This is a genomic window from Reichenbachiella sp. MALMAid0571 (assembly GCF_040151475.1).
In the GTDB taxonomy this organism is placed as follows: domain Bacteria; phylum Bacteroidota; class Bacteroidia; order Cytophagales; family Cyclobacteriaceae; genus CAXBNB01.
The window spans coordinates 49976-64787 of sequence record NZ_JBDKWG010000132.1; the positions used below are offsets into that span (position 1 = coordinate 49976).

10 protein-coding genes are annotated in these 14812 nt (G+C 38.2%); 6 read left to right on the forward strand and 4 right to left on the reverse strand.

The window, feature by feature from the left end:
* The first annotated feature begins 190 nt into the window (after positions 1-190).
* The 3 genes from AAOP42_RS12320 (at position 191) to AAOP42_RS12330 (ending at position 6488) form a co-directional block, all read left to right on the forward strand.
* Entirely contained in the window at positions 191-3217 is a 3027-nt protein-coding gene (locus AAOP42_RS12320; protein ID WP_349528825.1) for an alpha-mannosidase, read from the forward strand.
* A gap of 136 nt (positions 3218-3353) precedes the next feature.
* Entirely contained in the window at positions 3354-5150 is a 1797-nt protein-coding gene (locus AAOP42_RS12325) for a sodium:solute symporter family transporter (protein ID WP_349528826.1), read from the forward strand.
* Between the two features lie 66 nt (positions 5151-5216).
* The gene (locus tag AAOP42_RS12330) at positions 5217-6488 is read left to right on the forward strand and encodes a metallophosphoesterase (RefSeq protein WP_349528827.1); all 1272 of its coding nucleotides are present in this window, start codon (positions 5217-5219) and stop codon (positions 6486-6488) included.
* Positions 6489-6504: 16 nt separating this feature from the next.
* Here the strand turns inward: AAOP42_RS12330 and AAOP42_RS12335 are convergent, their stop codons facing one another.
* A complete protein-coding gene (locus AAOP42_RS12335; RefSeq protein ID WP_349528828.1) occupies positions 6505-7476 on the reverse strand; it encodes a metallophosphoesterase family protein in 972 nt (323 codons plus the stop codon).
* Positions 7477-7658: 182 nt separating this feature from the next.
* Between AAOP42_RS12335 and AAOP42_RS12340 the strand changes: the two genes are divergently transcribed.
* Entirely contained in the window at positions 7659-8576 is a 918-nt protein-coding gene (locus tag AAOP42_RS12340; RefSeq protein ID WP_349528829.1) for a hypothetical protein, read from the forward strand.
* An 89-nt stretch (positions 8577-8665) separates the two neighbouring features.
* Here AAOP42_RS12340 and phnY read toward each other — a convergent pair whose 3' ends face one another.
* Together phnY and phnA are read right to left on the reverse strand one after the other, a co-directional pair.
* Positions 8666-10105 carry a phosphonoacetaldehyde dehydrogenase gene (phnY, locus tag AAOP42_RS12345; protein WP_349528830.1) on the reverse strand — a complete coding sequence of 480 codons (1440 nt, stop codon included), beginning with the start codon at positions 10103-10105 and terminating at the stop codon, positions 8666-8668.
* A gap of 7 nt (positions 10106-10112) precedes the next feature.
* A complete protein-coding gene (gene phnA, locus AAOP42_RS12350) occupies positions 10113-11330 on the reverse strand; it encodes a phosphonoacetate hydrolase (RefSeq protein WP_349528831.1) in 1218 nt (405 codons plus the stop codon).
* A gap of 209 nt (positions 11331-11539) precedes the next feature.
* On the opposite strand from phnA, the gene AAOP42_RS12355 reads away from it, so the two are divergent.
* Entirely contained in the window at positions 11540-12121 is a 582-nt protein-coding gene (locus tag AAOP42_RS12355; protein WP_349528833.1) for a helix-turn-helix domain-containing protein, read from the forward strand.
* Positions 12122-12195: 74 nt separating this feature from the next.
* On the opposite strand, the gene phnW is transcribed toward AAOP42_RS12355, so the two are convergent.
* Positions 12196-13308, reverse strand: coding sequence for a 2-aminoethylphosphonate--pyruvate transaminase (phnW, locus tag AAOP42_RS12360; RefSeq protein WP_349528834.1), 1113 nt, complete (start codon positions 13306-13308; stop codon positions 12196-12198).
* Positions 13309-13461: 153 nt separating this feature from the next.
* Here phnW and AAOP42_RS12365 point away from each other — a divergent pair, with 153 nt between their 5' ends.
* Entirely contained in the window at positions 13462-14754 is a 1293-nt protein-coding gene (locus AAOP42_RS12365) for an MFS transporter (protein ID WP_349528835.1), read from the forward strand.
* Positions 14755-14812: the final 58 nt, after the last annotated feature.

Here is a 14812-nt window from a genome sequence, read left to right on the forward strand (position 1 = left end):
ATTACTGAGATAAAAAATGCATAGGTATTCAAAATTCAACAACACTCATTCAGTTTTAATATGGATGAGATGCAAAGCTTTGCATAAAATAACCAGAGCAAAACATGAGGTTATGCGCCTAAAATGACAATATTCGTAAGCCTGAATATTGATTCTATCCTTAAAAACAAATATAACTGTAGGGCATATTATGAGAAAACATTCAACACTTACACTTAGCCGGATTGAAGCTTTTCTGGAAAAGCTGACAAAAGCATATTATAAAAGCCCCGTAGATTTTAAATTGAGCTATTTTAAATCTGCTGAACCCACCACATTTGAAGAGCAGAAAAAAGCCACATATAAACCCATAGCAGTTGGAGAAAATTGGGGCAGCAACTTTGACTGTGCCTGGTTTAAGCTTACTGGTACAATTCCAGAATCGTTTAAAGGCCATGAAGTTGTGGCTTTGATCAATCTGGGAGGAGAAGTATGTATTTATGACCATGAAGGTAAGGCTATTCAGGGGCTTACAAACAAGAGAATAGGGAATGAGTTTGATGAAGCTGAGATTAAACGAAGGGTTTACCTGACTGATAAAGCCAATGGGAATGAAGAGATCAATTTATTGATGGATGCTGGTGCCAACAACATTATGGGAGTATCAGAGCTCAATGGAGTAATCATAGCAGATGGCACAGTCAACCAGGCGGAGATGGCCATATTTGATAGAAATAAGTGGCAGCTTTTTTTAGATTATGATTTACTGTTTAAGTTTCAGGCTCTGCTTGAAGAAAAGTCAAGACATAAAAAAACAATTATATATGCGCTGAATGAAGTCATCAATTTGTATGGTGATGGCAGTGATGAAAATGTTCAGTCTTGCCGGGAAGTATTAGCAGTTGAATTGAAGAAAAGAGCTAATGCTTCAGCTATGAAAGTAAGTGCCATAGGGCATGCTCATATTGATATTGCCTGGTTGTGGCCGTTGCGTGAGACAGTAAGGAAAACAGCGAGATCATTTTCTACAGCATTGAAAATGATGGAGGAATATCCGGAATATAAATTTGGAGCAAGCCAACCTCATTTGTATCAAATGGTGAAGGACAATCATCCTGAATTGTTTGAAAGGATAAAAGAAGCTGTAAAGCAAGGTAGATGGGAGTGTCAGGGAGGTATGTGGGTAGAGGCTGATTGCAATGTGAGTGGTGGGGAGTCCTTGGTAAGACAGCTTCTCTATGGTAAGAAATTTTTCAAAGAGGAATTTGATCAGGATGTGGATAATTTATGGCTTCCGGATGTATTTGGTTACAGTGCTGCTTTGCCCCAGATGCTGATTAAATCTGGTATCAATTTCTTTATGACTCAAAAGATATCCTGGAATCAATTTAATAGATTTCCACATCATACTTTTATATGGGAGGGGTTAGACGGTACGGAGATTTTCTCTCATTTTTTATGCAACGATACTTACAATTCCAATTGCGCTCCTGATAATATCAAGATGTTTGAAACTGCCAATCAGGATGCTGACCGAACAGAGCATTCTTTGCTGCTTTATGGTGTAGGCGATGGAGGAGGGGGTCCTGACCGCAAGCATATCGAACGGCTTAGACGAATGGCGGATTTGGAAGACATGCCCAAGGTCGAGATGGAATTTGCAAGAGATTTTTTCCAAAAAATAAAAGCCACTGCCAAAGACCTCCAAAAATGGAATGGAGAACTGTATTTGGAGTATCACAGAGGTACGCTCACTACTCAGGCTTTAGTGAAGAAGAAGAATAGAAAACTGGAGATTTTGATTAGAGAAGTAGAGTTCTTGTTTTCTATGTTTGGAATGGAAATCTATCCGCAGGATCAACTGGAAAGGTTATGGAAAGTGATATTATTGAATCAGTTTCATGACATTATTCCCGGATCCTCTATCAATAGAGTTTATAAAGAGTGTCATGAAGAATATGATGCAGCGAGATTGGAATTGTTGGATTTGCTCAAAGAAGGAGAATCCAGACTACTGGCAAATGCTGAAAGTCATGACCTGGAAGGCAAAAATGGACTACTGGTTTACAATAGCCTGAGTTGGGACAGAGAAGAAATTGTGGAAATTCCCGAAGGAATCACAAAGGTAAAAGTTCCTTCTTTAGGGTATGCTGTTGTACACGATCCTGTTGACCTGTTTGCTGATTTAAGCGTTACCGACTGTCAGTTGGAGAATGATTTGATTCGGGTAGTACTCAATGATCAGGGCTATGTTGAGTCAATATATGATAAGGAATTTGACAGGGAAATCCTACAGGAAGGTCAATTGGCTAATGTTTTCAAACTATATGAAGACCAACCAATTACCTATGAGGCATGGGATGTTGATATTTATTATGAAGAAATCCCGCCAGTGTTGCCGAAGCTTGTGTCGAAGCATGTAATGGAGCATGGAAAACTTAGGGCATCCATTGCCATTAAGTTTAAGGGAGAAAAATTCGAATTGGATCAGATCATAAGCCTGTCGGAGGGGTCTAAACGCATTGATTTTCATACCACAGTAGATTGGAATGAAGATCAGAAAATGCTTAGAGTGGATTTTCCTGTAAAGATCAAATCTCAACAAGCTACTTTCGAAATTCAATATGGCCATGTAAAACGAAATACCCATAGCAATACAAGCTGGGATATGGCTCAATTTGAGGTAGTAGCTCATAAATGGGCCGACTTATCACAACCCAATTATGGTGTGGCATTGATCAACGATTGCAAGTATGGGCACAAAATAAAAGACAATATCATTAGTCTCAATTTGTTACGTTCGCCAAAATCGCCAGATGCTGAGGCAGATATGCATGTTCATGAATTTAGCTATGCCCTTTTTCCACATACAGGTGATCATATAGAAGGAAAAGTGGTGCAAGAGGCATACCAATTTAACTTTCCAATGAGGGTATTACCCTTTTCAGGTAAATTGGGTGGAGGAGATTCAGATTATTCCGGAATTAGGTTGAGTAAAGAAAATGTGATTATTGAGTCATTGAAAAAGGCAGAATACTCTGATAGCCTCATACTAAGGTTGTATGAATCCTCCGGGATAGATACGGATTTGGAGTTGACCTGTGCCGAGAATATTGACAAGGTCTGGATAACTAATTTAATGGAAGAAGATGAAAAGGTTATTGATGTTCAGAATGATACATTGAAATTACACTTTAATCCATTTGAGATCAATACATTGAAACTAAAATTCAAATGATTTTACGGGTACTAAAAGAAAATACAAAACACTAGTATAAATTTTCTGAAGAGGATAAAGTAAATGACTCCTATTTGAACTTTTATGCGTCCGGAAATTTCCGGATATACTATTCACTATACAAAAACTATACATTATGCATATCATTGATTACTCTATTGTTGCAGTTTATTTATTGAGTATTGTTCTGGTAGGGGTTTACCTCAAAGGGAAGGCGTCATCAGGTATTGAATCCTATTTTTTAGGAAGTAGAAATATACCCTGGTGGGCTCTGGGAGCCTCAGGAATGGCTTCCAATACAGACATTGCCGGCACTATGATTGGTGTGGCATTGGTGTATGCGTTAGGTACGGCTGGTTTTTTTATTGAGATCAGGGGAGGAGTAGTTTTGGTATTGGCATTTTTTATGATTTTTATGGGAAAATGGAACCGGCGATCACAAGTAATGACCACTGCCGAATGGATGAAATACAGGTTTGGTTCCGGGAAACAAGGGGATACAGCCAGGCTGTTGAGTGCTATATCAAATATATTTTTCACCATTGCTATGGTGAGTTATTTTGCAATAGGTGCAGGTAAGTTTGCTGGTGAGTTTTTAGGAATAGATTGGAAACTGGCCGCTATAATTATGGCAGGTTTGGCAATGATTTATACAGTGGCCAGTGGGTTGTATGGAGTAGTCTGGACGGATGTCTTTCAGGGCATTCTCATATTCGGAGCTATTTTATTTGTATGTTTTAAAGCGATTACACTGGTTACGCTTCCCGATGTATTTTCAACTTCTGTCCCGTTGGCAGACGGTACTTTTCAAACTATTCAAATGAAACTGTCGGATTGGTCGAGGATTACACCACCAGCAACATTGGATTTGCCCGGAGTTTATTCTATGTATAATTTGTTTGGTTTGGCCATTACTTTTTATTTATTCAAAATTGTATTGGAAGGTAGTAGCGGAGGAAATGGCTATATGGTTCAGCGTTACTTAGCATCCAAAAGTGATAAAGAGGCAGGCTTGTTGACACTGCTGTGGACGCTTCTTTTGGCATTCAGATGGCCCTTAGTGATTTCGTTTGCCATGCTTGGCATCCACTATGGTATGAGCAATACAGTCATAGCTGATCCGGAACTTGTACTCCCGACGGTGTTGCAAAATTATTTGCCTATTGGTCTTAAAGGGCTTTTAATAGCAGCATTTATGGCTGCAGCTATGTCCACTTTTGACTCCACGGTCAATGCTGGGGCGGCATTCTGGGTAAGAGATCTCTATCAGGCTTTCATCAACCCTGACGCTTCTGAAAAGAAATTGATCGTGCAAAGCAGGGTAGGGTCTGTTGCAATAGTGGTATTAGGACTGCTGTTTAGTTTTACTGTATCCAATATCAATGACATTTGGGGCTGGATTTCTATGGGTATCAGTGCAGGATTATTTGTTCCTCAGATTTTGAGGTGGTACTGGGCTAGATTCAATGGATATGGATATGCCATTGGTACTTTTACAGGTGTAGTGGTTGCAGTCCTTTTGCGATTGATTGGTGGTGAAATTCCAGAATATTACTTCTTTATCATAGCGAGTGTAAGTTCTTTGCTGGGTTGTGTAATAGGTACCTATATGACTGCTGAAACGGATAGGGCAGTGTTGGAAAATTTTTACCGGACTACCAGGCCTTTTGGTCTTTGGGGTTCTATTAAAAATATTTTTCCTGAGAGTGTAAAACTACAAATCCAAAAAGAAAACAATAGAGATATAGTTTCTACAGTAATAGCCATGGTTTGGCAATTGTCATTGTTTTTGTCAGGAATGATGCTTGTATTGGGGCATTGGGGAAAATTCGGGATTCTGATGCTGGTATTTGCAGCTACTTCGGTACTGCTTTATTTCAATTGGTACAAGCATCTGGACAATGAAGTAAAGACTGAAGATAGTATGGGCTAACTGAGTTTTTCTAACATAAATAAGACCGACAAGTTTGTGTTAATTTAAAATCAAAAAGTAGAAGAAATGAAATCTTATGTTAAAGGTATTTTGTACAGTGCTGTATTATTTTACGCTTTTGCGGGGTGTAAATCATCTTCTAAAGAAAATAACCATAAGGAAAAAACAAAGGTTACTTTACAAAGAATGCCTTATCTGCAGAGTGCTTTGGCTGACAGTATTAGTATTTTGTGGAGAACCAATCTGGGGTCTGAGTGTTTGGTAAAATACCAACTGAAACAAGGGGGAGGTTGGCAGCAACAGGCAGGAGTCATTCTTTCGAAGAATGATTTGGTTCAGGAAAATATTGTAACGATAAAGGGACTGGAAAGAGGGCAAGTGTATGCTTATAGTATATATACCGATGGGATGCAACTTGCTTCGAATAAGGATTTGCAATTTCGAACAGCACTTGCAAGTACAGATTCAGTATTTACATTTTTTGCCGCCGGAGATATTGGTGAGTCTGTAGAAGATGGAGGCACACCGGACAAACTTGCCAAGACTATGTGGGAACGAAATTCTGCCTATGATTTAGGCTTGCTGTTGGGAGATATTATCTACCCGATTGGAGAAAGTGCAGGTTATGACATCCATTTGTTTCCGTATTTTAAAGATGTATTTTCCAGAACTACTGTCTGGCCTATTCCAGGTAATCACGATTGGGGTAGCGATATAGAAACCAATTATGCTGAACAATGGAAATTGCCGGGCAATGAGCACTATTACAGTTTCGATCAGGGTAATGTACATTTTATAGGATTGGATAGTAAAAAAGGGGAGTTTTATGAATACGAAAAACAGAAATCCTGGCTGGAAGATGACCTGAAAAAAGCTCAGCAAAACTATGATTGGATCGTGGTGTTTTTGCATCATAATGGCAAATCCTGTACTTACAAAGACGATTATGATGCGGTAGTAAGTTTATATCCTCTATTCGATCAATACAATGTGGATTTGGTGTTGAATGGACATGCCCATACTTATGAGCGTCTGAAGCCTATGAACGGAAAAGGTAAGGTGGCTAATCAGCAAAAGAATCATGACTTGTACCAGGATACAGAAGGCTTTATCAGTATTACAGCTGGTAGTGGAGGGAAATTACGAGGTGTTGGTTCTGATCCTACAGCTTATACTCCCGATCCGTCAAACTGTAAATACCTGGATTTGGTTGCATTTTATAATCATACCTGGGCTTATCTGGAAATTGCTGTAAATGGAAAGATACTTGATGCCAAAACCATTAGTGTGCAAAATGGAGAAGTTTTGGATTCTTTTGTAATAAAAAAGAGTAAGTGATCAGATGAGGTTTACCTTAAAACCTCATCTTAAAGTCCGATATTTTTGGAACAATAGGGTCGTTAGCGGCAGTAACAGGGCCGTTCATTTCTTTTGGCCCCATACCTACAAATTCTGTTTTACTTCCTTCGATAGTTAGATAACCCTTTGGGTTGATTTCTACAAATGTGAATAAAGGGTCTTTGTAGGGAATAGTATATTTTATCCAGGGGTACTTTTCATCGATTTCCTTGCTGTACCTGATATGCTGATAATCACCACCTACCCATCGATAGGAAGCACTATTTATTTGTACATAATAGATGTCATGGATCTGAGTCATATAGTCCGTATGGTGGTGACCGCAGATGCTGGCTACTATTTTGTTGAATCCGGCATCTTTGTTGGCATCTTCCAGTATTTTTCTTATTTCCTTTTGATTGTCCACACCGCCATCTTCATTTTCCAAAGTTTGGTGTGAAAATACAAATGTGGTGAGGCTTGTATTTTTCAGGTCATTCTTCAACCATTCCTGTTGTTCTTTGTCGATGTATCTGTTGTAACCCGACCAGGGCTTTGGATTGGGGTCATTGCCATCCAGCACTACAAAGTGATACCCGGATTTGTCAAAAGAATAATACCTGGATTTCATTCCCCAAAAGTCCATTGCTTGCTGTCGGGTAAAACCACCATCTGTATCATGATTGCCCAGTAAATGGTATTTTGACCCTTTGAACTGCTCCCAAACATCCAAAAATGGTTGATTGTAATCGTAAGGCCGGCAAAAGTCTCCCAATTGCATGATGAATTCCATTTTTCTGCTGGTGGATTCGTCAATAAAGGCTTGCAAACGCTCCACTCCGTCGTGCATGATGTCTTGATGCACATCCGCAATCAAACCAAACTTCAACTTTTCTTTTTTTACAGAGCTATGCCCACTAAGTTGCCAGGGTAGCACATAAGTAGCACTTGCAAGAGTAGTATTTTTAATGAAAGACCTTCTTTTCATGTTTTCAGTAGAATTTGATTGGATAGTAACTAATCTATCAGAAAGATAAAACTATTAAAATTATTGCTAACATATCGTTAAATTTTTAATCTATTAATAATGATTAATTAATGAGGAAAATCCGTGTCAATGACCATTCATAAGGATCTTCGTACAAGAAAATATTTGAAAGCAAGCAGCACATGGGACAAGTAAGAGAACAAGCTAATGAGTTCCTCAATTTGATAAACAAGTTGAGGTTTAAAGGGCATAAGATGAATGAGATTGCAGCGATATTGCAGTTGCATTCTCCCGTCTTATCCAGTATGTACAAAACAGTATTTCCAGCCATAATCAATCCAAAACCGAGTTTAAATACAGAAGAAGCAATACTAGAAGCAGCTTTTGATTTGGTGAACAATCTTTCCAAAGACAAGACAACAAGAAAACTTCAGGGTTATATAAATATCCTGAAATCTATTCCTGAAGAGAAGGGGGTAATAGAATCAGGAAAAGATATTTTTAGTCCTTATAAAAATGCAATTGCTGCCTCGTATGAATCAATGTGCAAATCTTTTACTGGTTTGTTTGAGTGCTATACGCATTCTGCTAACTCTCCTGAAATAAAGAAAGAACCATTTTTGATCAGGAACAATAGCTACAAAAAAACAATCGAAGTAAGAAAGGGAAATCAGATGACCGAACATTCATTTGAAGGTTTTATGTTTTTAGGAGGCAGTCATTTTATAAGCATTCATTTGATTGATTCGAAAGAAAGTATTCAGGAAACAGGATTGATCCATTTAACTCTGCCATTCACGAGATCTTTCGTCATATTACAAGGAATCTATATGAATCTGTCAATTGCTAAAATGCCGGTGGCAAGAAGAATTGTACTTAGAAAAGTGGGTGAGGAATGCAGTATCGATGAATTCAATGAAATCCCAACACATTATTACCAAACTAGCATGGATTCTCCGGGTATAAGTAGAGAAATAATGGATTATTTGAGCAATGCTAATGATATAGTACAGTGTATGCAATTGCCATATCCAACATTTCAGGAGAAAGACTTGTCTAGTGAAAAGGCTTTCATAGAGCAAATGCAAGTGGCTCTATAATTTTTGAATTAATAAAATGGCAACCGTGATTAATAGGTTGCCATTTTAGAGAAAGAGTATATAAATTGGATTCTACTTCAATTTCATTATTATGGGGTAGCCCAGGGCAAAGAATAGGTTTTGACATAAGTGTAAGCTTTCATTGCTTCTATCACTCCTTCTTTATAACCCAGCCCTGAGTCTTTCACTCCACCGAAAGGAGTCCATTCCAGGCGGTAACTCGGAGCTTCGTTTACATTTACTGTACCTGTTTCCAGTTCAGTTATCACTCTCTGAATGGATGGCCAGTGGTTACTCACTACAGCACCTGACAAACCATAAGGTGTTTCATTGGCAATATCAATTGCTTCGTCTAAGGTTTTAAACCTTAATATTGGAGCAACAGGCCCGAAGGTTTCTTTTGCTACCACTTCAAAGCTATTGTCCACATAATCAAGAACGGTTGGAGAATACACCGCACCCTCTCTTTTATTTCCGATCAGACATTTTGCTCCGTTTTTAATGGCATCATTCACTCTGTTTTCCATTTCAATGGCAGCATCTTCATGGATTACTGTTCCCATGTCGTTGTTTGGATTGTATGGATCACCGTAAGTAATTTTGGACACTGCATCTGTTAGCTTTTTAGCATACTCATCAGCTATGGATTCATGAACCAATATTCTGCGAATGGCAGTACACCGTTGTGCTGAATTCTTGAATGTTCCGTTAATGGTTATTTCTACTGCCTCGTCGATATCAGCATCTTCCAATATCAGCATGGCAGAACTTCCTCCTAATTCAAGCACCACCTTTTTGTATCCTGAATTTCGTGCAATCAATTTACCGATTGTACTGCTTCCTGTAAATGACACCAGACTAATTCTATCGTCTGTTACCAATTTGTTGGCAACTTCTGTCACAGGGCCATTTACTACATTAAGCGCATGTGGTGGAAGTCCACAATCCAGAGCTAACTTGGCCAGATAATACGCTGACAATGGAGTTCTTTCCGAAGGTTTTAGTATTACAGTATTGTTGGTGGCAATAGCAGGAGCTATCTTGTGTATCACCTGATTCATCGGGTGGTTAAACGGGGTAATTGCCGAAATTAATTTCAAAGGCTCCCTTGTGGTATAAATTCTTCTGTTTTTACCATTTTTTGATACATCACAAGGGAATACCTGCGAATCGTCATCTAGTGCTTTGATAGCAGAAAACCTCAATACATCAGCTACCCTGCTAGCTTCGTAACGAGTGTCTTTCAAACTTAAACCAGCTTCATCAGTAATCATTCTACTGATTTCATCCACTCTTGCATCAACTGCGTCAGCCATTTTGTTCAATATAGCCTGTCTTTCGTATCGGGTGAGGGTGAGCTTGGTATTGTAAGTATCTTCTATTACCTGATCTACCTTGTCAGGAGAAATGGAAGAAACACGGCCTACTTTTTTCTTTGTGAAAGGATTGAATACATCTATCCATTCACCAGACTTTATTTCCTGGCCACCAATGATGCTGCCAAATTCTATAATTGAATCGTTTGCCATGATGTAATTAATCTACTGTTCCGTTGAACAAAAAGTCATAAATGTTGAAATTCCTTGCTTTGCCAGAAGCTAATTTGGCTGTGTATTCTGGATTCAGCTTTCTGTTCAAAATCATAGGTACTACACTTTCATGCAGTCCTCCATGAGATCTCAAACCACTCTTTACTTTATCCAGGTCATGCCAGTCTTTTGAGCGGCCTATTACGGTGTGTTCGTCAGAAAGTACTACCAACTCTCCAATACGATCGCTTGGTAAATTGAATTTTTCAACGGCTTCCTGATTAGACAGTACATATTCTATACCTTCCAGGCCAGACAATACTTCTTTAGCAGAAGCAATATCTTCATTTGCCAAATACACTGTGCCATAAGAACCTAACGCACCGTGGTGTACCACATAAGGATCGGTAATAGGAAGAATCACACGTGATTTGATGCCTGCATCAGCCAGTATAGTTTCTATAAATTGAACTTTAGGGCTTCCGTCTGGGTTGGTTTTTGCACTCATGCCATGATCGGCTGTTACTGCTATAATCGCTCCCAGCTTGTCTAATTCACCGATCCAGTGATCGATATTTGCCAGAAATTCGATTGCTTCCGGGTCATTTGGTGCATATTTATGCTGTACAAAATCTGTTGTAGTTAAGTACAGTAGGTCAAAATGTTCTTGGCTGAGAAGCTTTGCTCCGGCTTCTATACAGTACACAGAGATATTGGGGTCGTAGATAGTTGGATTTGGCTTGCCCATCAATTCGATCACATTTTCGATACCATTTTCTTCAATAGTGGCTTGCACAGAAAACTCGGCAGAAAAGCAAATGCCTTCAGAAAGGTCTTTGCTCAACATCTTTCTCAATTTGTCTTTGGTGGTGACTACAGCCACTTTTTTACCAGCTTTAGCGAATGCTGAAAATATAGTCTCTGCGGTCATATATTTCGGATCATTCATCATTACTTCCTCATCAAGTGCTTTGTCGTAGTAGAAATTACCACAAATTCCGTTTATGTCTGGAGTAACACCCGTGGCTATTGCCATGTTGTTTGGGTTGGTGAATGATGGTATTACAGAATTTACAAAGCCTAAAGAGCCATCTTTAATAAATCTTTGGAGGTTTGGCATTCTGTCTTTTGCCGCTTCATAATAGTCGTAAGAAGTGCCATCCATACAAATAGCAACCACTGGTTTGTTTTTGGTGTTGTAGTTTTTACCGTTTACTTTGATCATGTCTTAGTTTCTTATGGAATTGTAATATTTGTCAAAATTAAGAAATTATATTAACTATTAGTAAATATATTTAATAAATATTCAATTTAACATCGGCAACATCACACAAGTGTTATTAAATTGTCACTGGTTTGTTAAAAGAGTCAGGTTTAGTGTGTTTTTTTAACCTGATGATTGCAATTTTTGAAGTTTCAACTAAAAAATAGATAATGGTAAAAGATGACATCTTAAGCAATATTGGAAAGAAGATAAAAGAGGAAAGGAAAAACAAAAATTTGAATTTGCAAGAGGTGGCTTCACGCAGCAATATTACCGCAGGTTTGTTGTCTAAAATAGAAAACTTCAGAGCAGTACCTTCCTTGCCAGTATTGTTAAATATTTCAAAGGCCCTCGACGTGAACATGGCTGATCTTGTTGAAAATGTAGTCAGCAACAAGGAAGTGTCTTATTTGTTAGTGAAAAAGGATGAAGGGAGTATAGAGGAAAGAGAAGATTCCGAAGGACTGACTTATGAGTCCTTGATTCATCAGGATCTTTCGGATATCAACTTTAGAGCAAATATTGTACGTGTAAGGCCTGATTGCTATAGAGAACCAATAGCAACGGATGCTATGGAACTTATCTACGTCATCAGTGGTACAGTGACGTATGGTTTTGATAATGAAGAGGTAGTACTGGAAGAAGGAGATACTTTCTATTTCGATGGTAGTTTTCCCCATTCGGTTAAGAATAATGATAAAACTCAGGCTGTTCTTTTTAAGGTTTACTTTTTCGTTTTAGGAAAAGCATAAAAAAAGTAAGGTGCTATAGAATTTCTTGTTTCTAATAGCACCTTACTTTTTAAATTCTTATTGTATGAAATATTTTACCAGAATACTATTTCCTGCATGTTTTTGATCAAACTGCGCATGTCGTCAGGATATATATGTCCTATGTTCCCGATTCTGAAAGTATCTGCCACAGAGACTTTTCCCGGATAAATCACAAATCCTCTTTCCTTTAAGGTATAATATAGTTGATTGAAATTGTATGTGGGGCTACCAGGGCTTATAAATGAAGTGATTATCGGTGATTGCATTTCCTCCGAAAGCAGACATTTAACTCCTATTTCTTTCATTCCATTTACTAGTATAGAATGGTTTTCAGAATATCTCTGGTATCGTTTTTCTATCCCACCTTCTTCTTCCAATTCTATCATGGCCTGCATAAATGCCCTCACGGTATGAGTAGGAGAAGTAAACCGCCATTTGCCATGTCCATCCTCCATTGTTTTCCATTGGTCATACAGGTCGAGTGACAATGATCTTGCAAAACCCTTGGTTTTTTCCAGCTCTTCTTTTTTGGCTATTACAAAACCAAACCCCGGAACTCCCTGAATGCATTTATTGGCACTACTTATTAAAAAGTCTATCCCTATTTTTTGCAAGTCAATAGGAATGCCTCCAAAACTACTCATCGCATCAACGATATATACTTTTTTATGAGACTTTACTATTTTACCAATTTCTTCGATTGGGTTGAGCATTCCTGTTGTAGTCTCACAATGAACTACCGTGACATGAGTGATTGCAGGATCAGATTTTAATGTTGATTCCAACAATTCCAAATCTGGTTGTTTTACTTCACCACTGTCATGAACAATAGTTTCAATCTTGAGTCGGTTTGAAATTTGTGCCAGTCTTTTACCATAAGCACCATTTGCGAGTACCAGTAACTTACCATTTGGAGGCAATACACTTCCAATTGCTGCTTCTACGCTGAAAGTTCCACTTCCCTGCATCAGTACAGAAGTATATTCACCAGAATCTGATGCAAGTTTTATCAACCCTGTACGGATTTTTTCTACTACCCCAAGGTTGTAGTCTTCATCCCAGGTGCACCAATCCCGAAGCATTACAGCTTTCACAGATTTGGAAGTACTTAATGGGCCTGGAGTCAATAAAAAATATGGATTATCAGGAATATTATCGTTGTTCATGATTTCTTAACATTCATTTTTTATACATTATGCTACTGGCTGTAAAACTATTTATATATTTACTTATATGAAAATTTTATACACAAATATTGATTTATATTACAATATATAATTTATGTTTGACAAATAATAAACTTATAAACAATAATAATTTTGATTGATAAGACTTTAAAACATTGGCGCTTCAGGGTTTTTACTCTGACATGGCTGGCTTATGCGGGTTTTTATTTTTGCAGGAAAAACTTTAGCGTGACCATGCCAATCATCATAGATGAATTAGGCTATACTAAAAATGATATGGCAATTGTGCTCACGATATACAGTTTTACCTATATGGTAGGACAGTTTATTAGTGGATACATGTCTGACAGGTTGGGACCAAGATTGATTGTTACGATCGGGCTTTCTATTGCGGTTGTTGCAAATTTCACTATGGGAATGACTGGTAGTTTATTGGCATTTGCCTTTTTAATGGGTGCTAATGGGTTTGGACAATCTACCGGCTGGTCCGGGTTGATAAAAAATATGACTCCCTGGTACATGCCCAATGAAAGGGGGGTTGTAATGTCATGGTGGAGTACGTGTTATGTAATAGGAGCTTTTTTAGCTACTATTTTCGCTACCTATTGGGCTACTAACGAATATATATTTGCAGAGCTGGGATGGAAAAGGGCTTATATAATGCCAGCATTAGTATTGGCAGTTATTACCATTTTATATGGTTTATTTGTCAGAAACAGGCCTCCGGATGTTGGCTTACCTGTTTTGGTAAAGGAAGCAGGAGAGAATAATGCTACTCAAACGAAAAGTGAACAGTATGATATTATTAAAGGGTTGATTGTGAAAAGCGAGCTTTGGATTGCAGCGTTTATCTATTTCGTATTGAAATTGACCAGATATGTCTTTCTGTTTTGGCTTCCTATGTATATGGTGGAGGCACTGGATTATTCCAATCAGGATTCTGGTTACCTGTCATCTGTGTATGAACTGGTCGGTTTTTTTGGGGTTATAGCTGCGGGATATATTTCTGATCACTTGATGAAATCCAAAAGATTTCCGGTAGTTGCTGTTATGTTGTTTTTAATGGCAATTTTATGTTTTGTTCAGCCCATCATTGCTACCTGGGGGATGTTGGCAATTGGTATCAATATTGGCCTTATTGGGATAATGACCTATGGACCTGACTCCATATTATGCGGGGCAACTGCTATGGATATCGGTGGAAAGAAAGGAGCAGCTACAGCTGCTGGTATTATCAATGGAGTAGGGTCAGCAGGCCAGTTGCTTTCACCGTTTATAGCAGCTTATTTTTCAGAAACACTTGGATGGAATGCCTTGTTTTATGGTTTTGTGGTTCTTGCTGTGATAGGAGGTTTTTTAGCTGTAAGCAAATGGAAATTTGCTACACATGTTGAAGTAAATGAGGAGCTGATAATAAAGGAATAGTTTTTGTTAGAGTCGCCTGTTATTAACCCGACGGGTTTTAAATATGATAAATTCAGAT

Bases quoted from the DNA above. Each gene is read 5' to 3' on its own strand.
- AAOP42_RS12320 (WP_349528825.1), top strand. From the start codon at position 191: ATGAGAAAACATTCAACACTTACACTTAGCCGGATTGAAGCTTTTCTG.
- AAOP42_RS12325 (WP_349528826.1), top strand. From the start codon at position 3,354: ATGCATATCATTGATTACTCTATTGTTGCAGTTTATTTATTGAGTATT.
- AAOP42_RS12330 (WP_349528827.1), top strand. From the start codon at position 5,217: ATGAAATCTTATGTTAAAGGTATTTTGTACAGTGCTGTATTATTTTAC.
- AAOP42_RS12335 (WP_349528828.1), bottom strand. From the start codon at position 7,476: ATGAAAAGAAGGTCTTTCATTAAAAATACTACTCTTGCAAGTGCTACT.
- AAOP42_RS12340 (WP_349528829.1), top strand. From the start codon at position 7,659: ATGGGACAAGTAAGAGAACAAGCTAATGAGTTCCTCAATTTGATAAAC.
- phnY (WP_349528830.1), bottom strand. From the start codon at position 10,105: ATGGCAAACGATTCAATTATAGAATTTGGCAGCATCATTGGTGGCCAG.
- phnA (WP_349528831.1), bottom strand. From the start codon at position 11,330: ATGATCAAAGTAAACGGTAAAAACTACAACACCAAAAACAAACCAGTG.
- AAOP42_RS12355 (WP_349528833.1), top strand. From the start codon at position 11,540: ATGGTAAAAGATGACATCTTAAGCAATATTGGAAAGAAGATAAAAGAG.
- phnW (WP_349528834.1), bottom strand. From the start codon at position 13,308: ATGAACAACGATAATATTCCTGATAATCCATATTTTTTATTGACTCCA.